Source organism: Caballeronia sp. M1242, from assembly GCF_017220215.1.
In the GTDB taxonomy this organism is placed as follows: Bacteria; Pseudomonadota; Gammaproteobacteria; order Burkholderiales; family Burkholderiaceae; genus Caballeronia.
The window spans coordinates 1363649-1387112 of sequence record NZ_CP071129.1 but is presented as its reverse complement, the minus strand read 5'-3'; the positions used below and the strand labels follow the sequence as shown (position 1 = coordinate 1387112).

Genomic DNA, 23464 nt, shown 5'->3' with positions numbered 1-23464 from the left:
CTAACTCAGGCCGTTTTTTCGTTGCGGCGCGCTTTCCAACCGCAAGCCGAGAATGACGAGATCGCGTTCGACGCCATCCAGCACCGCGACGCGCGGCAGCGTGCCCCACGCTTCGAAGCCGAAGCTCGCGAAAAGCCTCATGCTCGGCTCGTTGTGGCCGAAGACGAAGCCGAGCACCGTATCGACTTGCAACGACGGCGCCTTATCCAGTGCTTCGCGCAGCAGTTGCTTGCCGAGCCCCTTGCCGCGCGCGCGCTCGTCCAGATAGATGCTGACTTCGACGGTGCGCGCATACGCCGGCCGGCCGTAGAAATCCGAGAAACTCAGCCACGCGATCACGGCGCCGCCCTCTTCGACCACCCACAGCGGACGCGCGTTCGGGCCGTGCGAATGAAACCACGCGAGACGGCTTTCGACGCTGACCGGATCGAGGTCCGCGGTCACCTGCCGCGAGGCGATCGTCGAATTGTAGATGGCGACGATGGCGGGCAGGTCGTCGAGGGTGGCGTCGCGATACGTGAGACTCATGGGCGATGGCGTTGAGAACGGAGCGAAGGATCAAGGATCAGGCGATGAAAATCCCGCGATACGCGAGAAACAGTTCTTCGAAGACGAGCCGCGGGTTCAGCGGATGGTTCTCCACGGCGCGCTGACGCGTGACGGCCTTGATGCAGCGGGCCAGCGCGGCAGGATCGGCGGCTTGCGCGCAGCGCGCGAGCGCCTTGCCCGCGCCCGGGAAATAACGCGGCCGGCCGGCGGTGCGCTGCGCGAGCACGTCGTAGAGCCAACGTTGCAGCCAGCCGAGGACCATCGGCACGGGCAGCTTCTGCAGGTTTTCGCCGCACGCGAAGGCATCGCAGTTCGGGCCTGCGGCGAGTTGCGCGAGCGTGAAATCGCGCAGCGCGCGGTTTTCGTCGTGCGCGAGCGACAGCGCGGCGAGCGGCGCGCCGCCCGCTTCGGCGAGCAGGCTCGCGGCATCGTCCACGCCTTGCGAGGCGAGCCACGCGCGCGCGGCGTCGGCGTCGGGCAGGCTCATCGGCCATTGACGGCAGCGGCTGATGATCGTCGGCAACAGCCGGTCGATTCTCGCCGACACGAGCAGAAACACGACGCCCGATGGCGGCTCTTCGAGCGTTTTCAAAAGCGCATTCGACGCCGCGACATTAAGCGCCTCGGCCGGATAAAGCAGCACCACGCGCAAGCCGCCGCGATGCGAACCGAGGCTGCAGAAGTCCAGCAGCGCGCGCACCTGCTCGATCTTGATTTCCTTGCTGGGCGCGCGCGACTTTTTGCCTTCGCCGTCGTCGGCTTTGTCGGCGGATGCGTCGTCCGCGCCCGCCGGTCCGGCGAGCGCGGCGAGCGCCTCGGGCAGCACGGCGCGGTAGTCCGGGTGATTGCCTTGCGAGAACCACAGGCACGCGGGACACGTGCCGCACGGCTCGCCGTTGGGGACGGGCGTCTCGCACAAGAGCCCCTGCGCGAGATGCTGCGCGAACGCGAGCTTGCCGATGCCCGCCTCTCCGTGCAGCAAGAGCGCATGCGGCCAGTGCGCGCGCAGTTGCTGGAGGCGTTGCCAGTCGTCGGTTTGCCAGGGGTAGATCATCTTTTTGTGTCGTAGTCTCAAAGGCCCGCGATCACGTCTTTCAGACGCTCGCGGATCGCGTCGATCGGCTGCGTCGAATCGACGATGACGAAACGCTCAGGCGATTCCGCCGCGCGACGCAGATATTCGGCGCGCGTGCGCTCGAAGAACGCGTCCGACTCGCTTTCGAACTTGTCCGGCGCGCGCGCGGCCGAGCGGCGGTCGCTCGCGGTTTCGGTCGGCACGTCGAAAAGCACCGTCAGATCCGGATGGAATCCGCCCTGCACCCACCGCTCCAGCGCCTCGAGCTTGTCGCGCGGCAGGCCGCGGCCGCCGCCCTGATACGCGAAGGTCGCATCCGAAAAGCGGTCGGACAGCACCCAGTCGCCGCGCGCGAGCGCCGGCTCGATGACCTGCGCGAGATGCTCGCGGCGCGCGGCGAACATGAGGAGCGCCTCGGTTTCGAGGTCCATCGGCTGATTCAGCAAAATGCCGCGCAGCGTTTCGCCGAGCGCGGTGCCGCCGGGTTCCCGCGTCATGACGACATGGTGCCCGCCCGGCGCGATTTTCTCTTCGAGCTGCTGGCGAAACCAGTCGAGATGCGTGGTCTTGCCCGCGCCGTCGATGCCTTCGAACGTGATGAAAGTGCCGCGCGCCATCATTGACCCCGGATGTACTTGTCGACGGCCCTGTTGTGGTCGCCCAGATTGTCGGAAAAGATGCTGCTGCCGTCGCCGCGCGCCACGAAATACAGCGCGCTGCTCGGGGCGGGGTTCAGCGTGGCGCTGAGCGCGGCCACGCCCGGCAGCGCGATCGGCGTCGGCGGCAGGCCCATGCGGGTGTAGGTATTGTACGGAGTGTCCGTCTGCAGATCCTTTTTCTTCAGATGGCCCTCATAGGTCGAGCCGAGCCCGTAGATCACGCTCGGGTCAGTCTGGAGCGGCATGCCGATGCGCAGCCGGTTCGCGAACACCGCCGCCACGAGGGGCCGGTCGGAGGCTCGCCCCGTTTCCTTCTCGACGATCGACGCCATGATGAGCGCCTCGTAAGGCGTCTTGTACGGCAGGTTGGGCGCGCGCGTCGCCCAGGCTTCGGCGAGGCGCTTTTGCATCGTGCGATACGCCCGCTTGTAGACGGCGAGATCGCTCGTACCCTTGTCGAAGAGATAGGTGTCCGGGAAGAACAGGCCCTCGGCGGACGCTTTGTCCACCTCCGTCGCGCCGATGGCTTTCAGCAAGTCGATGTCGCTCATGCCGGCCGTGTCGTGCGTGAGCGCGGGATTGCCGTCCAGTTCGCTGCGCATTTTCTGCAGCGTCCATCCTTCGATGACGGTCGCCACGTATTCGTTCACGTCGCCGCGCGCGATTTTCTGCAGCACCTCATACGGCGTGATGCCGCTCTTGAACGCGTAGTTGCCGGATTTGAGCTGCGCGGACAGGCCGAGCACGCGCGTCATCAGCACGAACAGCTCGGGCTCGACAGGCACGCCGCCGCGATTCAGCTGGGCGCTCACGCTGCGCAGACTGCTGTGCGGCTTGATGGTGACATCGAGTTCGGCGGGGGACAGCGTCATCGGCCGATTGGCCCAGTAATAGACGCCGCCCGCGACGGCCGCTGCGAGTATCGCGACGAGCAGCGCGGCCACGACGCATTTCTTCAGGAAAGACACGACGAATAGAGGCGGTAATGGAGTGATGACGGAGAAGTGTGCGCCGATCAGTCAGCGTGCGACTTCCCTCTTGCAGCCGTTCGGCCGATTTCGACCCGTATTGTATAGATGCGGCCACGCTTCGGTCAGAGCGACCGGTTGCGGGATGCGAACGACCGGCCGAACGCGGCACGGCACTTGCGACTCATTCAATCAAGCAGGCGATGAGCGTCTGCCTCGATTGTGGAGAACGACCAAGGAGGAAGAGATCATGAGCAAGGCAATGAGCACATTGATCGCGGCGGTCGCCGCGCTGACGCTGTCGGGCGGCGCGTTCGCGCAGGCGGGCGGCGGCGGCTCGGCGGGCGGTTCCAACGGCGGTTCGACGGGCAGCACGGCGAGCCCGGCGAATCAGGTCAACCAAGGCAACGGCGCGACGGGCGGCTACGGCTCGCCGGGCGCGACCGGCTCCGCCAGCGGCATGTCTGGGGGCGCGCCGAACTCGGGTCTGCCGAGCGCTACGAACGGCACTACCACTACGGCACCTGCGACGAGCAATAACACGCTTGCGACGCCTAGTGTGAGGTCGCCGGCTGGGCAGTGAGGGCTTCACCTGGGCGGACGAAGACGGCAGTGTGGCGCGGATGACCACGCCACATTTAGGGAAGCGGGAGCATGGAAGCCAGCGCGAGCCGCTACGGCCGCTTAGCGCAGTCTCGTACGACAGCGGCGGGTGAACGCCCGCCGTTGCGTCTGATTCAGCGCTGAATATAACGAACAACCGCGAGCAAGCGGATGCCGACGGGCAGGCCCCAGTCGCGGCACGGGCGTATTAGGCCGTCTCAACTAGCGCCTCCAATCCGCGACGGCACGCGCGGTCGATTGCCACGAAACGCACGGACTGCGAAGCGTGTTCGGCGCGTCTTTGCGCCCGCCCCGCCTGCCCGCTCACTTAACGCGATGCAAGAGCGACGGTCTTCGCAGAGGCTATCAACGCATCGGCCGATTCCACGAGGCCCCGACTGGCCGCGCATCCGAGGCGACTCTCGTGCCACTCAGCAGACATGCGTCTGCCAACGCGAACGGAATTAGCCGTGCGCCGTGATGCCACGGCAGCTTGGGCCATCAGACCCTGACCGCGAAGCCTGAACTTACGCCGCGCCGCCAGCGCGCGAAAACACGCCCCGCCCAACCCCCATATAATGACTTGCCACCTGCGCGGGGCCGGATCGACCGGCTGCGCCTTTCGCATCGACACATCGTCCCTATGAATTCCCAGACCAGTTCCCTCGCCGCCGCCGATTTCGAAGCCGTCAGGACCGCGGGCGTCCACATGCCGCTCACGCAGTTCGGCGTGATCGACGTGAAAGGCGATGACGCCGTCGCGTTCCTGCATAACCAGTTGACCAACGACGTCCAGCATCTCGACGCCTCCACCGCGCGCCTCGCCGGCTATTGCTCGGCCAAAGGCCGCCTGCTCGGCTCGTTCCTCATGTGGCGCACAGCCGACGCCGTGCGTCTTCTGATCTCGCAGGACATTCAGGCGCCCGTGCAAAAGCGCCTCTCCATGTTCGTGCTGCGCGCGAAAGCCAAGCTCTCCGACGCGACGCCCGAAGTCGCGGCCGTCGGTTTCGCGGGCGATGTGCGCGCGGCGCTCTCCGGCATCTTCGACGCGCTGCCCGATGGCATCCACGTCAAGGTGGAAGGTCCGCACGGCGCGCTGATCCGCGTGCCGGATGCCGCGGGCCGTCCGCGGTTTCTGTGGGTCGGCCCGAAAGCCGACATCGAGGCGCACTTGCCGAAGCTAGACGAAAAGCTGCGGCGCGGGCCCGCCGAACTGTGGGACTGGCTCGACATTCACGCGGGCGAGCCGCGCATCACGCAGCCGACCGTCGAGCAATTCGTCCCGCAGATGGTCAACTTCGACGTGCTGGGCGGCGTCAACTTCAAGAAGGGCTGCTATCCGGGTCAGGAAGTGGTGGCGCGCAGTCAGTATCGCGGGACCATCAAGCGGCGCACGGCGCTCGCGCACGGCGAAACGGCCGCGCCCGGCGCGGCGCTCTTTCATTCGGACGATCCCGGTCAGCCGTGCGGCATGGTCGTGAATGCCGCGCCAGCCGAAGGCGGCGGCGCCGATTGTCTCGTCGAAATCAAGCTCGCGGCGCTCGATAACGGCTCGGTGCACGTCGGTGCCGTCGATGGCCCGCGACTCGACTTTCTGCCGCTGCCGTATGCGTTTCCGTCCGACGTCTGATCAGCCATGTGCCTGATCGTATTCGACTGGCAGCCCGACGCGCGTTCCAACGACGGTCGCCCGCTGCTGACGCTCGCCGCGAACCGCGACGAGTTCTTCCGCCGCGAGGCCGAGCCGATGCACTGGTGGACCGATGCGCCCGGCGTGTTGGCCGGCCGCGATCTGACGGGCGGCGGCACGTGGCTCGGCGTGAGCCGCGACGGCCGCTTCGCCGCGCTGACGAACTATCGCGCGCCGAGCGAAATGCGCCCGGATGCGCCCACCCGGGGCACGCTCGTGAGCGCGTTCCTCGCGGGCGAACGCGAGGCGCCGCTGGACTATCTGCGGCGCGTGGCCGAGCAAGGTCATCGCTATAACGGCTTCAATCTGCTGTGCGGCGATTTCGCGCGACGCGAGCTCGGCTGGTACGGCAATCGCGCTGACGCGCCGCCTGCGCTGCTCGAAGCCGGCCTGCACGGTCTCTCGAACAGCCTCTTGAACACGCCGTGGCCGAAGCTCGTCGCGCAGCGGCAGGCGCTTGCCGATCTGATTCATGCCGGCGAGCATCCGGCGCTCGACGTGCTGATCGACACGCTGCGCGATCCGCGTATCGCCGATGACGAACATCTGCCGTCCACCGGAATTTCGATCGAGCGGGAGCGCGTGCTGTCGGCGGCGTTCATCGAGACGCCCGAATACGGCACGCGCAGCACGACCGCGCTGCGCGTGCTGCCGACTGCACGCGGCTTCTCGCTGGCGATCAAGGAGCGCAGCGATGATGATGGTTCGCATCGCGTCGTCCGGCCGAGGAATGTGGAGCGGGCGTTTTCGTTTGAGATCGCTTGAGCGTGGCTTTCGGGGTCCGTGTTTCTCCTGCGTTCGCCGCTTCAGACACCAAACGACCATCGCGGCGATAAAGGACGGCTTGCATCGTCGAGCTGGAGGACGGCCGCGCCTCAGGTTCCGAACGCGCCCTTCACCGCCGCCCCCGCATCCGCGTGCGCCCGCGGCTCTTCCGGCACGAAGCCGCCCACTTTGAAGAACGCGTGCATCGCGTGCGGCGATAACGGACGGCTCGCATCGTCGAGTTGGGAAACGTCCAACCATGCCGCGCCTTAGGTTTCGAACGCGCCCTTCAGCGCCGCTACCGCATCCGCGCGCCTGCGCCACTTCCGGCACGAAACCGCCTACTTTGAAGAACGCGTGCATCGCGTGCGGCGATAACGGACGGCTCGCATCGTCGAGTTGGGAAACGTCCAACCATGCCGCGCCTAAGGTTTCGAACGCGCCCTTCAGCGCCGCTACCGCATCCGCGCGCCTGCGCCACTTCCGGCACGAAACCGCCTACTTTGAAGAACACGTGCATCGCGTGCGGCGATAACGGACGGCTCGCATCGTCGAGTTGGGAAACGTCCAACCATGCCGCGCCTCAGCTCTCAAACGCGCCCTTCAGCGCCGCTACCGCATCCGCGTGCGCCTGCGCCACTTCCGGCACGAAGCCGCCCATCTTGAAGAACTCGTGGATCATGCCTTCGTAGCGCGCGAGCGTCACCGGCACGCCCGCGGCCTCGAGCTTCGCCGCGTACGCGATGTCTTCGTCGTAGAGCGGATCATGGTCCGCCGCCGCGATCCACGCCGGCGCCACGCCCGCGAAATCCGGCTGGCCGCCCGCTGCATCGAGCGGGGCGAAGCGCCAGTCGTCGCGGTCGCGGTCGTCGCGCAGATATTGGGCGAAAAACCATTGAATCGTCTCGCCCGACAGCAGATAGCCCTCGGCCAGCCGCGCATGCGACTCGCTTTGCTGCCGCGCGCTCGTGCCCGGATAGATCAGCAGTTGCAGCCGCAACGCAATGCCCGCGTCGCGCGCGAGCACCGCGCAGACGGTGGCGAGCGTGCCGCCCGCGCTGTCGCCGCCGATGGCGAGCCGCGCCGGATCGATGCCGAGCATCGGCGCTTCGCGCGCGAGCCATTGCAGCGCGTCGAACGCGTCGTTCACGGCGACCGGGAATTTGTGCTCCGGCGCGAGCCGGTAATCGACCGATACCACCGCGCAGCGCGCTTCGTGCGCGAACTTGCGGCAGAGCGCGTCGTGCGTCGCGATGCTGCCCACTGTGAAGCCGCCGCCATGCAGATACAGCAGGGCGGGCGCGGGCTCGGCCCAACTCGGCGCGGCGGGATGATAGACGCGTACGCCGATCTCGGCGCCATCGCGCATGGCGATGCGCATGTCTTCGACGCTATAAAGCGGCAAGGGCGCGATATCGAGAATCGGCGCGCTCATCGCATACGCGGCGCGCGCCTCGTCGGGCGTCAACGTGTGGTAAGGCGGACGGTTAGCGCGCGCGACCATGTCGAGAATCTGCGCGATCTTGGGATTGAGCGGCATCGTCACGCGCCCCGCTTCGTTTCGCCCCTGACCGACATCGGATCGCTCGGGTTGCGCAGTTGCGCGATATCGTCGAGCCGCAGGCGAATCGACGCCATGATGCCCGGATGCGTGATCACGTAGAAACGGCCATCGCGGACCGCATCGAACGTCATCTCGGCGATGTCGCGCGCCGAGAGCCGCCCGCTTTCCACTGCGCGCGCCAACTGCCGCGCGGCCATTTTCTGCGATGCGGTGAGCGGCGCGTCGTTGGCCAGCGCGTCGGGCCGGGAGCGCTCGGCGTTTGCAATGCCGGTCGGCACGAACGCTGGACAGAGTAGCGACACGCCGATGGACGCGCCCGCGAGCCGCAGATCGTGATACAGCGTCTCGGTAAGCGCCACTACCGCGTGCTTCGATGCGTTGTAGACGCCCATCGCGGGCGCGGCGAGCATGCCCGCCACCGACGCCGTGTTCACGATATGCGCCGGCTCCGCCTGCTTCAGCATGATCGGCGTGAACGCGCGCACGCCGTTCGCCACGCCCATCACGTTCACGCCGAAGACCCACTGCCAGTCTTTCGCGCTGTTCTCCCAGACGAAGCCGCCCGCGCCCACGCCTGCGTTGTTGAAGAGCAAATGCACGCCGCCGTATGCGTCGAGCGCGGCCTGAGCGAGCGCATCGACTTGAGCCGCATCGGAGACGTCCGTGCGCACGCCGAGCGCATCGCTGCCTTGCGCGCGCACGGCGTCGACGGTGGCGGCGAGCGCGGCGTCGTCGATATCGGCGAGCACGAGCTTCATGCCGAGCGACGCCGCCTTATACGCGAATTCGCGGCCGAACCCGCTGCCCGCGCCGGTGATGACGGCGACCTTGCCTTCGAAACGATCCACGCGGATTCCTCTGCTGTCGTTAAATCAGCTTGACGAGTTGCTTGCCGAAGTTCTTGCCGCGCAACAGGCCCAGAAAGGCTTCGGGCGCGCTTTCGATGCCTTCTGCAATCGTCTCGCGATACTTGAGCTTTCCGCTCGCGACCGCAGCGCCCAGTTCGTTCAACGCCTGCGGCCACACGTCCATGTGCTCGCTGACGATGAACCCTTGCAGCTTCAGCCGCTGCGTGAGCAAAAGCGCGGGCGCTTGCATCGGCAAGGGCTTGCCGTCGTAGCCGGAAATCATGCCGCACAGCGCGATGCGTCCGAACGCGTTCATGCGGGCGAGCACCGCGTCGAGCACTTCGCCGCCGACGTTTTCGAAGTAGCCATCGACCCCGTTCGGTGCGGCCGCCTTCAGAGTGTCGCGCAGATTGCCTGCTTTGTAGTCGACGCAGGCGTCGAAGCCGAGCGTCTCCACCACATAGCGGCACTTCTCCTCGCCGCCCGCGATGCCGACCGCGCGGCAGCCCGCCGCTTTCGCGAGTTGCCCGACCACGCTGCCGACCGCCCCGCTCGCCGCCGATACGACGACCGTCTCGCCCGCCTTCGGCTCGATGATGCGGTTCAGGCCGTACCACGCCGTCACGCCCGGCATGCCGACCGGCCCGAGATAAGCCGAAAGCGGCACGTGCGTCGTATCGACGATTTGCATGCCTTTGCCATCGGACGTGCCGTATTCCTGCCAGCCGAACATGCCGACGACCTTGTCGCCCGGCTTGAACGCCGGATTGCGCGATTCGATCACTTCGCCCACTGTTCCGCCGATCATCACTTCGTTGAGCGGTTGCGGCGGCGCGTACGACTTCGTGTCGTTCATCCGTCCGCGCATGTACGGATCGAGCGAGAGATAGTGATTGCGCACGCGCACCTGACCCTCGCCGAGCGGCGCGAGCGGCGTTTCGACTAGCCGAAAGTTGTCCGCCGACGCTTCGCCTTGCGGACGCGAAACAAGCAGTATCTGACGATTGATGTTGGCGTTTGCCATAAGGAGTCTCCTGATCAGGCGTCGCTCGGTCCGGGCGTGGCCGCCGGGTCCGAACGCAGTTTCTGACGCACGACGTCGCGGCCCACCGCGAGCCGCTTCATGTACTTGAACGTGCCGAGCGCCTTCGCGACGAAGTGCCCTTCGCTGTCGCGGATTTCGCCTTCGCAGTACGCCATCGTCGTCGAGCGATGCAGCACGCGGCCGTAGCCGCGCAACTCGCCGCGTCCCGGCTGCATGAAGTTCACCTTCATCTCGACGGTGACGACGCCGACGCCGTCGCCCGCGACACTGCGCGCCGCAATGGCGAGCGCCGCGTCGAGCAAGGTCATCGTGACGCCGCCATGCGCGATGCCCCACGTGTTCAGATGCGCTTCGCCAAGCGGCAGGCGCACTTCGCCTTCGCCATCGACGGCTTTCACGAGCTGCACGCCGAGCGCGTCGATGAACGGGCTTTCGATTGCGATGGCGTGGTTCGCGGGCTGTTTCTGCGTATCGGTCATCGCGATCACACTTCGTAGTCGAGACATTGACGCGCTTCGTGAACCGCCGCCACGAAGTCCTTCACCGCCAGATGCTTCGGATGAACCTGATACGCGTGCAGCGAAGCGGTGTCGTCGAAGTCCGAGACGAGCACCACGTCATACGTGCAGTCGAAGCCCGGCTGCGCGATGCCGACCTCGAAGTGTCCCTGCCCTTTGACGAGGCTGCGGCAGGTTTCGAGCTTGGTCTTCAGCGTTTGCGCGTTCTCCGCGCGACTTGCGCCCTCGGCGAACTCCTTCAGCTTCCACATGACGATGTGACGTAGCACGGCGGCTCCTGTAATGCGATTGAACGAACGAAGCGCCAAGCGTAGCAAAAATCGCGATCAGTCTTGTCGCAGCAAATCGTCCGACCGTACCCGCGCGACGCCCGCCGCGCGCATGTCGGACCACGCGCGGTCGAGCGAGCCGTTCAGGTCGATGGCGCGGCACGCGTCTTCGATTACGCTCGCTTCGAAGCCCGCGGCGCGCGCATCGAGCGCGGACCACGCGACGCAATAATCGGTGGCGAGTCCCGCGAGCCATACGCGCTTCGCGCCCGTTTCGCGCAGATAGCCGGCGAGTCCGGTCGGCGTCGTGCGATCCGCCTCGACGAAGGCCGAATAGCTGTCGACCTGCTCGTGATGCCCCTTGCGCACGATCAGCCGCGCATGCGGCACGTCGAGATCCCGATGCAGCGCCGCGCCCTGCGTGCCCTGCACGCAATGCGGCGGCCACAGCACCTGTTCGCCATAAGGCATCGCGATGGTTTCGAACGGCGCGCGTCCCGCGTGATTCGCCGCGAACGACACATGCGACGCCGGATGCCAGTCCTGCGTCAGCACCACATGCGAGAACGCCTTCGCGAGCCGGTTGATGACGGGCACCACTTCATCGCCCCGCGCGACCGCGAGCGCGCCGCCGGGCATGAAGTCATATTGCACGTCGACGACAAGGAGCACTTCTTCCGCTGATCTCATTCGGCACTCATGCATTGAAGCGGCCGTTGCTCGCCGCCAGTTCGATGATGCGCGCAGCCGGCTGCCACGCTTCGCCGTTGCGTTGCGCGGCGTACTTGCGCATGGCGCGCTCGACGTTCGGCAGGCCGAGCGTGTCGGCATAAAACATCGGCCCGCCTCGCCATAGCGGAAAGCCGTAGCCCGTCAGATACACGATGTCGATATCCGATGCCTTCGCCGCGATGCCTTCTTCCAGAATCTTCGCGCCCTCGTTGACGAGCGCAAGCACGAGCCGCTCGACGATCTCGTCGTCGCTAATCTCCCGCCGCGCGATGCCCTGTTCCTCCGAATACGCGACGATCATCTCAATCACTGCCTGCGACGGCTTCGCCTCGCGCGAGCCGGCTTCGTAGTCGTACCAGCCCGCGCCGGTCTTTTGTCCGAAGCGACCCGTCTCGCACAGCCGGTCCGCGACGCCGGAATAGCGCATCTCCGGCTGCTCGCGATAGCGCCGTTTGCGAATCGCCCAGCCGATGTCGTTGCCCGCCAGATCGCTCATGCGGAATGGACCCATAGCGAAGCCGAAGGTCTCGATCGCGCGGTCGATCTGCGCCGGCAGCGCGCCTTCTTCGAGCATGAAAAGCGCCTGCCGCAGATATTGCTCGACCATGCGGTTGCCGATAAAGCCGTCGCACACGCGCGCCACCACCGCCGTCTTGCCGATCTTTCTGGCGAGCTGCATGACGGTCGCGAGCACGTCTTTGTCGGTCTTTTCGCCGCGCACCACTTCGAGCAGCTTCATGACGTTGGCGGGACTAAAGAAGTGCATGCCGATCACATCGCCGGGACGCTGCGTGAATGCCGCGATCTTGTCCAGATCGAGTGTCGATGTATTCGACGCGAGGATCGCGCCCGGCTTCGCGATTGCGTCCAGTTGACGGAAGACTTGCGCCTTCACGTCGAGGTCTTCGAACACGGCTTCGACGATCAGATCGGCTTGCGTGAGATCCGCGTAGTCGAGCGTCGGATGCACGAGTTGCATGCGGGCGTCGAGCTGTTCCGGCGTGAGCTTGCCCTTCTTCACCTGCGCTTCGTAGTTGCGCCGCACGGTGGCGAGGCCGCGATCGAGCGCGTCCTGTTTCGTTTCGAGCAGCACGACCGGCAAGCCCGCGTTGATGAAGTTCATCGCGATGCCGCCGCCCATCGTTCCCGCGCCGATCACGCCGATGCGTTCGATTTTTCGAACCGGCGTATTCGAGGGCACATCGGCGATCTTGCTCGCCGCGCGCTCGGCGAAGAACGCATGCCGCAGCGCGCGGCTCTCGGGCGTCTGCACGAGAAAGAGAAAGCACTCGCGCTCGAAGGCGAGACCGCGATCGAAGCCTTCCTTCGCGCCCATCTCGATGGCATCGATGCACTTGTGCGGCGCAGGAAAGTGCCTGAATTTCTCAGCAATCGCCTGACGCGCGGACTCGAAGCAACGCGCGGCGTCGGCATGTACGATCGGGCGATCGCGCACTTTCGGATGCGGACCGCCTCGTTCGGCCATGCGCCGCGCGAAGCCGATGGCCGCATCGAGCAGATCGCCTTGCGGCATGTCGTCGAAGAGCGCGGTGTCGGCGAGCTTCTCGGATCGCACCGGCGCGCCGGACACGATCATGTCGAGCGCCCGCTCAAGCCCGACGACGCGCGGCAGACGCTGCGTGCCGCCCGCGCCCGGCAGCAAGCCGAGCTTCACTTCCGGCAGCGCGATCTGCGCGCCCGGCAACGCGACGCGGTAGTGCGCCCCGAGCGCGAGTTCCAGCCCGCCGCCCATCGCGACCGCGTGGATCGCCGCGACGACCGGTTTCTCGCTACCTTCGACGGCCCTGATGACGGTGGCGAGCGTCGGCTCCTGCGTTGCCTTCGGCGTATTGAATTCGGTGATGTCCGCGCCGCCCGAGAACGCCTTGCCCGCGCCGATCAGCACGATCGCGCACACCGACGCATCGCTGCGTGCCCGCTCGATGCCCTCGACGATGCCAAGCCGCGTCGAATGTCCGAGCCCGTTGACCGGCGGGTTGTCGAGCGTGATGACGGCGACACCTTCGCGGATCGTATAGTCGACTGCCATGGATGCTCCCTCTCGCGTGATGGCTCATTGTGGGCGATCGGGCAAGAATATACAAAGGCGAACGACCGTGCAATTCGGCTGTGCCCGCATGCGCTTCAAGCGGGGACGCGCTGCGGCGCAGGCGTATCAGACCGCTTTTTCTTCCGCGACCGGCAGCACATGATCGCGGTACTGCTCGCGCAGCCGCACCTTTTGCAGCTTGCCCGTGGCGGTATGCGGCAACTCGTCGGCGAACACGACGTCGTCCGGGATCCACCACTTCGCGACCTTGCCTTCGTAGTACGCGAGCAATTCGTCGCGCGTGAGCGTCGCCCCCGGGCGCAGCACGGCGACGATCATCGGCCGCTCGGTCCACTTCGGATGCGAACACGCGATACACGCGGCCTCCGCCACTTGCGGATGCGACATCGCGATGTTCTCCAGATCGATCGAGCTGATCCATTCGCCGCCCGACTTGATCACGTCCTTGCTGCGGTCGGTAATGTGCATGAAGCCGTCGGCGTCGATGGTCGCGACGTCGCCGGTCGGGAACCAGCCGTCGACGAGCGGGGATTCGTCGCGGCGGTAATAGCGGTCGATGACCCACGGCCCGCGCACGTAGAGATCGCCGAACGACTGGCCGTCCCACGGCAGTTCGCGGCCGTCGTCGCCGACCACTTTCATGTCCACGCCGAAAAGCGCATGCCCCTGCTTTTCGCGCGATGCGCGTTGCTCCTCCGGCGTGCGTTGCTTCTGGCGGAACGAGAGGCGCGCGAGCGTGCCGAGCGGCGACATCTCCGTCATGCCCCATGCATGAACCACTTCGACGCCGTATTCTTCTTCGAACGTGCGCAGCATCGCGGGCGGACACGCGGAGCCGCCTATCACGGTGCGCTTGAGCGTCGTGAAGCGCTTGTCCGCCTGCTTCATATAATTCAGGAGTCCGAGCCAAACCGTCGGCACGCCCGCCGAATACGTGACGCCTTCCGCTTCCATCAGTTCATAGAGCGACTTGCCGTCGAGGTCTTTGCCCGGAAACACGAGCTTCGCGCCGACGAGCGGCCCGGCGTGCGGAATGCCCCAGGCATTGACGTGAAACATCGGCACGACGGGAAGAATCGCATCGCTCGACGAAGCGCCCATCGCATCGGGCAGCGCGGCGGCATACGCATGCAGCACGGTCGAGCGATGCGAATACAGCGCGCCCTTCGGATTGCCTGTCGTGCCCGACGTGTAGCAGAGAAACGAGGCCTGCCGTTCGTCCAGCACCGGCCACTCGAACACGCCGTCCTTTGGAGCGATCAGGCTTTCGTAGCTCATCACAGGCACGCTCATGTCGCCGAGATGTTCGGCGATGCACGATGCATCGCCGAGCGCGATCCAGCCCTTCACATTCGGACAATGCTGCGCGATGCGTTCGACGAGCGGCCCGAACGTCATGTCGAAGAAGACGTATGAATCGTCGGCGTGATCGATGATGAACGCGATCTGATCCGGGAAGAGCCGCGGATTGATGGTGTGGCACACGGCGCCCATGCCGCTCACGCCGTAATAGCACTCCAGATGCCGATAGCCGTTCCACGCGAGCGTGCCGATGCGCTCGCCCTGCCCGACGCCGAGCGCGGCGAGCGCCTGAGCGAGTTGCTTCGCGCGCTTCTCGCAATCGCGATACGTGTAGCGATGAATGTCGCCCTCGATGCGCTTCGACACGATCTCCGTATCGCCGAAGTGGCGCGCCGCATGCGAGAGCAATGACGACGCGAGCAGCGGAATGTCCATCATCTGACCGTAAAGCGGCGACGCCATGTGTGAAGTCCTCGACGAGTGGATGGTCCGAAAGATGGTCCGACAGCTGCCCGAGTGCCGCCCTGCAGGCCCGCGGGCGCGGAATTACAATATCGTTTAACTCAGAGGCGCTCAACATGTCGTTTTCCCCAAGCAATGCCGTGCGCGCAACGACCGGCGCAGCCGATGAACGCGATTTCTACGCGCAGTCGATGCAAGAAGTTGCCGAGTCGATCCAGAGCAACCGTCCCGGCTCGTTCGCCTCGCTCGGTCCCGCGTTTCTCACCCGCCTTCCCGCCACACCTGTTCCCGATCCGTACGTCGTCGCCGTGTCGCGCGAGGCGGCCGAACTGCTCGGCTTCGACGCGCGCATCGCAGAGGAAGAACCGGCGGCGTTCGCCGCGTACTTCGCGGGCAATCCCACGCGTGAATGGCCGCCCGAGGCGCTGCCCTATGCCGCGGTCTACTCGGGGCATCAGTTCGGCGTGTGGGCCGGTCAATTGGGCGATGGCCGCGCGCTCACGCTCGGCGAAGTCGAGCGCGCCGGCGCGCGTCTCGAAGTGCAGCTGAAAGGCGCGGGCCGCACGCCGTATTCGCGCATGGGCGATGGCCGCGCGGTGCTGCGCTCGTCCATTCGCGAATTTCTGTGCTCGGAGGCGATGCATCATCTCGGCATTCCGACGACGCGCGCGCTCGGCGTCATCGGCTCCGACTTGCCGGTGCGCCGCGAGACCATCGAGACGGCGGCGATCGCCACGCGCATCGCGCCGAGCTTCGTGCGCTTCGGCAACTTCGAGCACTTCTATGCGAACGAGCGTGTGGACGATCTGAAGACGCTGGCCGATCACGTCATCGAGCGTTTCTATCCGCAGTGCCGCGACGCCGACGATCCGTATCTCGCGCTGCTCGATGAAGTCGTGCGACGCACGGCGGAGCTCATGGCGCAATGGCAAGGCGTGGGCTTCTGCCACGGCGTGATGAATACCGACAACATGTCGATTCTTGGCCTCACCATCGACTACGGTCCGTTCGGCTTCATGGACGGCTTCAACGCGCATCACATCTGCAATCACTCGGACACGCAAGGCCGCTATTCGTATAGCCGGCAGCCGCAGGTCGGCTACTGGAACCTGTTCTGTCTCGCGCAGGCGCTCGTGCCGCTCTTCGGCGCGAAGCTGCCGGAAGAAGGCCGCGCGGAACGCGTGGTCGAGGAAGCGCAGAAGGTGCTCGAGCGCTACAAGACGTACTTCGGCCCCGCGCTCGAAGACAAGATGCGCGCAAAGCTCGGTCTCGAAACCGCGCGCGAAGGCGACGACAAGCTCGCCAACGGCCTGCTGGAAATCATGCATTCGAATCGCGCGGACTTCACGCTGACGTTCCGCAATCTGTCGAAGCTCGCAAAAGCGGATGCATCCGGCGACGCGCCCGTGCGCGATCTCTTTCTCGATCGCGCGGCGTTCGACGCCTGGGCCGTGCAGTATCGCGAGCGCCTCGCGCACGAACCGCGCGACGACGCGGCCCGCGCCGCGGCGATGAATCGCGTGAATCCGAAGTTCGTGCTGCGCAATCATCTCGCCGAGCAAGCCATCCGGCAGGCGAGCGAGAAAGATTTCTCGGAAGTCGCGCGCCTGCTCGACGTGCTGCGCCGCCCGTTCGACGAGCAACCCGAAAACGAGGCTTACGCCGGCCTGCCGCCGGACTGGGCGAGCGATCTGGAAGTGAGTTGTTCTTCCTGAGCCCGCCCCCAACTACACAGCCCAGAGCAACGAAAGGAAGACCATGAACCGAGACGACACCCCCGGCGCCACCGAGCATCCGCTGCAGAAGGACGACGCGGTCTATCGCCGCGAACTCAACGAGATGCAATATCAGGTCACGCGCCACGCGGCGACCGAACGCCCGTTCACCGGCGAGTACTGGGATCACTTCGAGCGCGGCGTGTACGACTGCGTGTGTTGCGGCACGCCGCTCTTCGAATCCGACACCAAGTTCGACGCCGGCTGCGGCTGGCCGAGCTACTTCAAGCCGATCAACGGCGAAGTGATCCAGGAAAAGACCGACCGCTCGCACGGCATGCTGCGCATCGAAGTGCAGTGCAAGAACTGCGGCGCGCATCTCGGCCATGTGTTCGAGGACGGCCCCGCGCCGACCGGCCTGCGGTATTGCATCAATTCGGCTGCGCTACAATTCGAACCCAAGTAACCGGGTTCAGCCTTGAACGGACACGGGCCTTGCACACTCGCTCGTGGCCGACGCCCGACCCGCGCCCGCTCTCCCGAGCGGGCGTTCGTTTAGCGTCATCGCGCCCCGCATCGCACCATTCGCCTCATCTCCGAAACGCCAATGAAATTCCTGTTCGATCTGTTTCCGATCATCCTCTTTTTCGTCGCTTTCAAGATATGGGGCATCTATACGGCGACGGCCGTCGCGATTGCGGCGACGCTCGTGCAGATCGCGTGGGTCGCGTTCCGGCACCGCAAGGTCGATCCGATGTTGTGGGTGAGCCTCGGCGTCGTCGTCGTGTTCGGCGGCGCGACGCTCGTCCTGCATAACGACACGTTCATCAAGTGGAAGCCCACTGCCCTCTACTGGCTGTTCGCGTTCGCGCTGATCGTCGCGCAAGTCGGCTTCAGAAAGAACCTGATCGAAGCGATGATGGGCAAGCAGATCGTACTGCCGCATCGCGTGTGGGGACAGCTGAATATCGCGTGGGCGGTGTTCTTCGCGCTGCTCGGCATCGTGAATCTCTTCGTCGCCTATCACTTCACGACCGACCAGTGGGTCAACTTCAAGCTCTTCGGCGCGACCGGCTGCCTCGTGCTGTTCATCGTCGCGCAGAGTTTCTGGCTTGCGAAGTACATGAAGGAGGACAACCAGTGACCGCTCCGTTCGATTTCATGGCCGCCAGCGCGCAGGACAAGATCGCGCATCTCGAAGCGCGCCTGAACGCCGCGCTCGATCCGCAGTCCGTCCATATCGAGGACGACAGCGCCGCGCACGCGGGCCACGCCGGCGCGGCGTCGGGCAGTCACTACACGGTGACGATCGTCGCGGAACGCTTTGCCGGCAAGGCGCGCGTGGCGCGGCATCGGCTGGTGTATGATGCGCTGGCCGAAGAAATGCGGCGCGGCGTGCACGCGCTCGCCATCCGGGCTTATACGCCGCAAGAGTTCGCAGAACAATTCGAATAAATCGCGGTTCGGCCCGATCTCGCTAAGCCCGCCTTTTAAGGCGTCTGTTTGTTCAGTCTGTTCGTTCAGTTAGGAACCTCCGATGACTTTGAAAAAAACCCGTGTCTGGGTGTTGCTGGCTGCGTTCGCGGCGGCTCCCGCGTTTGCGCAGAACATCGCCGTCGTGAACGGCACGCCGATTCCCACGGCGCGCGCCGATGCGCTCGTGAAGCAACTCGTCCAGCAGGGTCAGCAGGATTCGCCGCAACTGCAACAGGCCGTGCGCGAAGAACTGATCAACCGTGAAATCCTGATGCAGGAAGCCGCCCGCGAAGGCGTGGCCAACCGCCCGGACGTGAAGGCGCAACTGGCCGTCGCGCAGCAGACCGTCGTGCTGCGCGCGATGATCGAAGACTACCTCGCGAAGAACAAGCCGACCGACGCCGAGATCAAGGCGCGTTACGACCAGCTCGTGAAGCAGCAAGGCGGCGGCAAGGAACTGCATCTGCATCACATCCTCGTCGAGAACGAGGCGCAGGCCAAAGACCTGATCGCGAAGATCAAGGGCGGCGCGAGCTTCGAAGATCTCGCGAAGCAGTATTCGAAGGATCCGGGATCGGGCAAGAACGGCGGCGATCTCGACTGGTCGTCGCCGTCGGCGTACGTGCCGGAATTCGGCGCAGCGGCCGAAAAGCTGAAGAAGGGCGAAGTCACGGCCGCGCCGGTCAAGACGCAGTTCGGCTGGCACATCATCCGCCTCGACGACAGCCGCGAAATCGCGCCGCCGCCGTTCGATCAGGTCAAGGCGCAGATCGCGCAGCAGATGCAGCAGGAAAAGCTGCAGGCGTTCGAAGAGGATCTGCGCAAGAAAGCGGTCATCAAATAAGCGCTTTTTTGCCGCGATCTCGCGGGATGTACGACAAAGCCGCCCTCGGGCGGCTTTGTTGCTTTTGAAGCCGCGTAGCGCAAAAAAACGCCCCGGCAGCCGAGGCTCCGGGGCGTTGCTCTGCGGTTACGCGCAATCAGCCGAGGAAGCGCCGCGCATTCTGGAACGCGCGCAGCCACGGGCTCGCGTCGGTGGTCCAGTCGGCGGGCGTCCAGCTCATCTGCACATTGCGATGCACGCGCTCCATGTGCGGCATCAGCACCGTGAAGCGGCCATCCGGCGTCGTGACGGACGTGATGCCCTGCGGCGATCCGTTCGGGTTGAACGGATACTGCTCCGTCGCGTTGCCGCGATGATCGACGTAACGCATCGCGACGAGCGCGCTCGCGGCATCGCCCTGTTGCGAGAAGTCCGCGAAGCCTTCGCCGTGCGCGACCGCCACCGGAATGCGCGAGCCTTCCATGCCGGCGAAGAAGATGGACGGCGAGCTCTGCACTTCCACCAGCGAGAAGCGCGCCTCGAACTGCTCGGACTTGTTGCGCGTGAACTTCGGCCAGCTTTCCGCGCCCGGGATGATCGACGCGAGGCTCGACATCATCTGGCAGCCGTTGCAGATGCCGAGCGCGAACGTGTCCTGACGCGCGAAGAACGCCGCGAACATGTCCGCGAGGCGCGGATTGAAGCGAATGGTCTTCGCCCAGCCCTCGCCCGCGCCGAGGACGTCGCCATACGAGAAGCCGCCGCACGCCACGACGCCCGCGAAATCGGCGAGCGTCGCGCGGCCTTCGAGCAGATCGCTCATGTGCACGTCGTGCGCGTCGAAGCCGGCACGGTCGAACGCGTAAGCCGTCTCCAGATGCGAGTTCACGCCCTGCTCGCGCAGAATCGCCACGCGCGGGCGCTTGTTCGTCGCGATAAACGGCGCGGCCACGTCTTCCGCCGGATCGAACGTGAGCACCGGCGAGAGGCCCGGATCGCTCGCGTCGAGCAGCGCGTCGTATTCCGCGTCCGCGCAGGCCGGGTTGTCACGCAGACGCGCGATGCGCCAGCTCACCTCGCTCCACGCGCGATGCAGTTCGACGCGCGGCGCATCGAAGATCTTCTTCGCGTCGCGATAAATCTCGACGGCATCGCGCTCGTTCGGCTTGCCGATCACGTGCGAGCACGCCGACAAGCCATGTTCGCGCAGCGCGGCGAGCACCGCGTCGCGGTCCGCTGCCCGCACCTGCACGACCGCGCCCAGTTCCTCGGCGAAGAGCGCGCGAACGGTGCGGTCGTCGCGGCGGCCGCTCGTCTGCTTCGCCCAGTCCTTGGCGTCGCCGTAGTCGGATTCGTGCTCGGCGTCGAGCGTCAGCATGTCCACGTTCAGCGACACGCCCACGTGCCCGGCGAATGCCATCTCGCAGACCGTCGCCCAGAGACCGCCGTCGGAGCGGTCGTGGTACGCGAGCAGCTTGCCGTCTGCATTGAGCGACTGAATGGCGGCGAAGAAGCGCTTCAGGTCTTCGGCGTCGTCCACGTCGGGCACGGCGTCGCCGACCTGCTGCGTGACTTGCGCGAGAATGCTGCCGCCGAGGCGATTGCGCCCGCGCCCGAGATCGATCGCGATGAGCACGGTGTTCGTATCGGCGACGAGCTGCGGCGTCAGATGCCGGCGCACGTCTTGGACCGGCGCGAACGCCGAGATGATGAGCGACACCGGCGACACCACTTCCTTCTGAGCGCCGCGCGCGTCCTGCCATTTGGTGCGCATCGACAGCGAATCCTTGCCGACCGGAATGCTGATGCCGAGCGCCGGACACAGTTCCATGCCGATGGCCTTCACCGTCGCATAGAGCGCGGCGTCTTCGCCCGGACTGCCGCACGCGGCCATCCAGTTGGCGGAGAGCTTCAGTTTGTTCAACGATTCGATCGGCGCGGACGCGATGTTGGTCACCGCTTCGCCGACGGCCATGCGGCCGGAAGCCGGCGCGTCGATGACGGCGAGCGGCGTGCGCTCGGCCATCGTCATGGCTTCGCCGCGAAAGCCCGCGTAGTCCATCGTCGTGATCGCGCAGTCGGCGACGGGCACCTGCCACGGACCCACGAACTGGTCGCGCGCGGTCGTGCCGCCCACCGAGCGGTCGCCGATGGTGATCAGGAACGACTTGCTCGCCACCGTCGGATGCTTCAGCACGTCGAGCGCGACTTCCGATAGCGCGAGGCCGGTGACATCGACCGGCTCGAACTGCGCGCGCTCGCGCTTCACGTCGCGATGCATCTTCGGCGGCTTGCCGAGCAGCACGTCCATCGGCATGTCGACGGGCTGCTGGCCTTCATTCTCGTCGTCGATCAGCTTCAGTTGACGCTCTTCCGTCGCGACGCCGACGACCGCGACCGGGCAACGCTCGCGCGCGCAGATGGCTTCGAACGCGGGCAGATCGGCGGGCGCGATGGCCAGCACGTAACGCTCTTGCGCCTCGTTTGACCAGATTTCGCGCGGCGACAGGCCGCTTTCTTCGAGTTGCACCTTGCGCAGTTCAAAGCGCGCGCCCTTGCCCGCGCCGTCGACGAGTTCGGGGAACGCATTCGAGATGCCGCCCGCGCCGACGTCGTGAATCGACAGAATCGGGTTGCGCTCGCCCATCTGCCAGCACGCATTGATGACTTCCTGCGCCCGGCGCTGGATTTCGGGATTGCCGCGCTGCACGGAATCGAAGTCGAGCTCGGCGGTGTTCGCGCCCGTGGCCATCGACGAAGCCGCGCCGCCGCCCATGCCGATGCGCATGCCCGGTCCGCCGATCTGGATCAGGAGCGTGCCGGCCGGCAAGTCGTGCTTGTGCGTGTGCTGGTCCGAGATATTGCCGATGCCGCCCGCGATCATGATCGGCTTGTGATAGCCGCGCACCCGGCCGCCGACGTTCTGCTCGTAGGCGCGGAAGTAGCCGCCGAGATTCGGCCGGCCGAATTCGTTGTTGAACGCAGCCGCGCCGATCGGGCCGTCGATCATGATCTGCAACGGCGAAGCGATGCGGTTCGGGCGGCCATACGGCTCGTGCGTGTCGGCGGGATTGCGCGCGGACGGCGGCGTGGCGCTGTCGCGGGCGTTTTCCCACTTTTGACGGGCATCGGGCAAATCCAGATTCGACACCGTGAAGCCCGCAAGACCTGCTTTCGGACGCGCGCCGCGGCCGGTCGCGCCCTCGTCGCGGATTTCGCCGCCCGAGCCCGTCGCCGCGCCCGCGAACGGGGAGATGGCGGTCGGGTGATTGTGCGTCTCGACCTTCATCAGCGTGTGCGTCAGCTCGACGTGGCGCTCGTAATGCTCGCTCTCGCCGCGCGGGAACCAGCGTTCCGCCACGCCGCCCCGCATGATCGCCGAGTTGTCCGAATACGCGACGACTGTCCCTTCGTGATTCAGCTTCTCGGTGTTGCGGATCATCTGGAAGAGCGACATGTCCTGCTTCTCGCCGTCGATGGTCCACTCACCGTTGAAAATCTTGTGGCGGCAGTGCTCGCTGTTGGCCTGCGCGAACATCATCAATTCGACATCGGTCGGATTGCGCCCGAGGCTCTGGAACGCGTTCACCAGATAATCGATCTCGTCATCCGCCAGCGCGAGGCCCAGTTCGACGTTCGCCGCTTCCAGCGCCGAGCGCCCGGTGCCGATGATATCGACCGTCTGCAGCGGCTTCGCGGGCAGTTCATCGAAGAGATGCAGCGCCTGATCGCGCGATGCCGCGACGCTTTCCGTCATGCGATCGTGCAGCGCGGCCGCGACCTGCGCGCGCGCCTCGTCCGACAACGCCTTCTTGCCGCCGAGCAGCCCGCTTTTCATGACGACCGAATACTCGACGCCGCGCTCGATGCGCCGCACCTGCGCCAGACCGCAGTGATGCGCGATGTCGGTCGCCTTGCTCGCCCACGGCGACACCGTGCCGAAGCGCGGCACGACGAGGAACGTCTCGACATGGCCGCGCTCTTTCTGGTCCGCGAACGGCGTGCCGTAGTGCATCAGCGCGTGGATGCGGTTCGTGTCCTCGTCGCTGAGCGGCTCGGACGCGTTGACGAAATGCAGGAATTGTCCGCGCACGCCGACGATGTTGGCGTCGATGCGGGCGAGCGTTTCGAGAAGACGAGCCTGACGGAAATCGGAGAGGGCCGAAGCGCCGGGGAAACACGAGAAATGGGCCATTGTGACGGTGCGTCGATGACGTCTGTGAGCCGCTCGATGGCACTCGGCGCGCCGAGTGCGGGAAAGCGGCGTGAGGCGGAGTGAAGACCGCGATTATAACCCGGATACATCTCGAAATCGGCCGCGCCCGGCCGG

General features: G+C 65.7%; 22 protein-coding genes. 8 read left to right on the top strand and 14 right to left on the bottom strand.

Annotated elements, in window-relative coordinates:
- From JYK05_RS06425 to mltG, 4 genes are read right to left on the bottom strand one after another with little or no spacing between them, the layout of a single operon-like run.
- Window positions 1–528, bottom strand: coding sequence for a GNAT family N-acetyltransferase (locus JYK05_RS06425; protein WP_206468131.1), 528 nt, complete (start codon window positions 526–528; stop codon window positions 1–3).
- A gap of 37 nt (window positions 529–565) precedes the next feature.
- A complete protein-coding gene (locus JYK05_RS06420) occupies window positions 566–1603 on the bottom strand; it encodes a DNA polymerase III subunit delta' (RefSeq protein ID WP_206468130.1) in 1038 nt (345 codons plus the stop codon).
- Between the two features lie 17 nt (window positions 1604–1620).
- Window positions 1621–2241 (bottom strand): dTMP kinase, encoded by a 621-nt coding sequence (gene tmk, locus JYK05_RS06415; RefSeq protein ID WP_206468129.1) that lies wholly within the window; start codon window positions 2239–2241, stop codon window positions 1621–1623.
- Window positions 2241–3251: an endolytic transglycosylase MltG gene (gene mltG, locus JYK05_RS06410; protein ID WP_206468128.1), complete on the bottom strand. Its 1011-nt coding sequence runs from the start codon at window positions 3249–3251 to the stop codon at window positions 2241–2243. Before mltG ends, tmk begins: the two co-directional genes overlap by 1 nt.
- Window positions 3252–3501: 250 nt before the next feature.
- On the opposite strand from mltG, the gene JYK05_RS06405 reads away from it, so the two are divergent.
- From JYK05_RS06405 to JYK05_RS06395, 3 genes are all read left to right on the top strand, one after another.
- Window positions 3502–3834, top strand: coding sequence for a hypothetical protein (locus JYK05_RS06405; protein ID WP_175940302.1), 333 nt, complete (start codon window positions 3502–3504; stop codon window positions 3832–3834).
- A 663-nt stretch (window positions 3835–4497) separates the two neighbouring features.
- Window positions 4498–5484: a folate-binding protein YgfZ gene (locus JYK05_RS06400; RefSeq protein ID WP_206468127.1), complete on the top strand. Its 987-nt coding sequence runs from the start codon at window positions 4498–4500 to the stop codon at window positions 5482–5484.
- 6 nt (window positions 5485–5490) lie between these two features.
- Window positions 5491–6309 carry an NRDE family protein gene (locus tag JYK05_RS06395; RefSeq protein WP_206468126.1) on the top strand — a complete coding sequence of 273 codons (819 nt, stop codon included), beginning with the start codon at window positions 5491–5493 and terminating at the stop codon, window positions 6307–6309.
- A 110-nt stretch (window positions 6310–6419) separates the two neighbouring features.
- Here JYK05_RS06395 and JYK05_RS06390 read toward each other — a convergent pair whose 3' ends face one another.
- The 9 genes from JYK05_RS06390 to JYK05_RS06350 form a co-directional block, all read right to left on the bottom strand.
- A complete protein-coding gene (locus tag JYK05_RS06390) occupies window positions 6420–6566 on the bottom strand; it encodes a hypothetical protein (RefSeq protein ID WP_206468125.1) in 147 nt (48 codons plus the stop codon).
- Between the two features lie 326 nt (window positions 6567–6892).
- Window positions 6893–7849, bottom strand: a complete 957-nt coding sequence (locus JYK05_RS06385; protein WP_206468231.1) for an alpha/beta hydrolase — start codon at window positions 7847–7849, stop codon at window positions 6893–6895.
- A 2-nt stretch (window positions 7850–7851) separates the two neighbouring features.
- A complete protein-coding gene (locus JYK05_RS06380; RefSeq protein ID WP_206468124.1) occupies window positions 7852–8721 on the bottom strand; it encodes an SDR family oxidoreductase in 870 nt (289 codons plus the stop codon).
- Between the two features lie 19 nt (window positions 8722–8740).
- The gene (locus JYK05_RS06375) at window positions 8741–9745 is read right to left on the bottom strand and encodes an NADP-dependent oxidoreductase (protein WP_206468123.1); all 1005 of its coding nucleotides are present in this window, start codon (window positions 9743–9745) and stop codon (window positions 8741–8743) included.
- 14 nt (window positions 9746–9759) lie between these two features.
- Window positions 9760–10245 (bottom strand): PaaI family thioesterase, encoded by a 486-nt coding sequence (locus JYK05_RS06370; RefSeq protein ID WP_206468230.1) that lies wholly within the window; start codon window positions 10243–10245, stop codon window positions 9760–9762.
- 5 nt (window positions 10246–10250) lie between these two features.
- Window positions 10251–10553, bottom strand: a complete 303-nt coding sequence (locus JYK05_RS06365) for a Dabb family protein (protein ID WP_206468122.1) — start codon at window positions 10551–10553, stop codon at window positions 10251–10253.
- 57 nt (window positions 10554–10610) lie between these two features.
- Window positions 10611–11243, bottom strand: a complete 633-nt coding sequence (pncA, locus tag JYK05_RS06360) for a bifunctional nicotinamidase/pyrazinamidase (protein WP_206468121.1) — start codon at window positions 11241–11243, stop codon at window positions 10611–10613.
- A 7-nt stretch (window positions 11244–11250) separates the two neighbouring features.
- Window positions 11251–13335 (bottom strand): 3-hydroxyacyl-CoA dehydrogenase NAD-binding domain-containing protein, encoded by a 2085-nt coding sequence (locus tag JYK05_RS06355; RefSeq protein ID WP_206468120.1) that lies wholly within the window; start codon window positions 13333–13335, stop codon window positions 11251–11253.
- A 126-nt stretch (window positions 13336–13461) separates the two neighbouring features.
- Window positions 13462–15120: a 3-(methylthio)propionyl-CoA ligase gene (locus tag JYK05_RS06350; RefSeq protein ID WP_206468119.1), complete on the bottom strand. Its 1659-nt coding sequence runs from the start codon at window positions 15118–15120 to the stop codon at window positions 13462–13464.
- Window positions 15121–15311: 191 nt separating this feature from the next.
- Here JYK05_RS06350 and JYK05_RS06345 point away from each other — a divergent pair, with 191 nt between their 5' ends.
- The 5 genes from JYK05_RS06345 (at window position 15312) to JYK05_RS06325 (ending at window position 19155) form a co-directional block, all read left to right on the top strand.
- Window positions 15312–16835, top strand: coding sequence for a YdiU family protein (locus tag JYK05_RS06345; RefSeq protein WP_241269890.1), 1524 nt, complete (start codon window positions 15312–15314; stop codon window positions 16833–16835).
- A gap of 43 nt (window positions 16836–16878) precedes the next feature.
- Entirely contained in the window at window positions 16879–17301 is a 423-nt protein-coding gene (gene msrB / locus JYK05_RS06340) for a peptide-methionine (R)-S-oxide reductase MsrB (RefSeq protein ID WP_175940290.1), read from the top strand.
- Between the two features lie 141 nt (window positions 17302–17442).
- Window positions 17443–17979, top strand: coding sequence for a septation protein A (locus JYK05_RS06335; protein ID WP_175940289.1), 537 nt, complete (start codon window positions 17443–17445; stop codon window positions 17977–17979).
- A gap of 17 nt (window positions 17980–17996) precedes the next feature.
- Window positions 17997–18290: a BolA family transcriptional regulator gene (locus JYK05_RS06330; protein WP_206468229.1), complete on the top strand. Its 294-nt coding sequence runs from the start codon at window positions 17997–17999 to the stop codon at window positions 18288–18290.
- Window positions 18291–18372: 82 nt separating this feature from the next.
- Complete coding sequence (locus tag JYK05_RS06325; RefSeq protein WP_206468117.1) at window positions 18373–19155, top strand: peptidylprolyl isomerase; 783 nt, start codon at window positions 18373–18375, stop codon at window positions 19153–19155.
- 136 nt (window positions 19156–19291) lie between these two features.
- On the opposite strand, the gene purL is transcribed toward JYK05_RS06325, so the two are convergent.
- Window positions 19292–23329 carry a phosphoribosylformylglycinamidine synthase gene (purL, locus tag JYK05_RS06320; RefSeq protein WP_206468116.1) on the bottom strand — a complete coding sequence of 1346 codons (4038 nt, stop codon included), beginning with the start codon at window positions 23327–23329 and terminating at the stop codon, window positions 19292–19294.
- Window positions 23330–23464 lie beyond the last annotated feature (135 nt).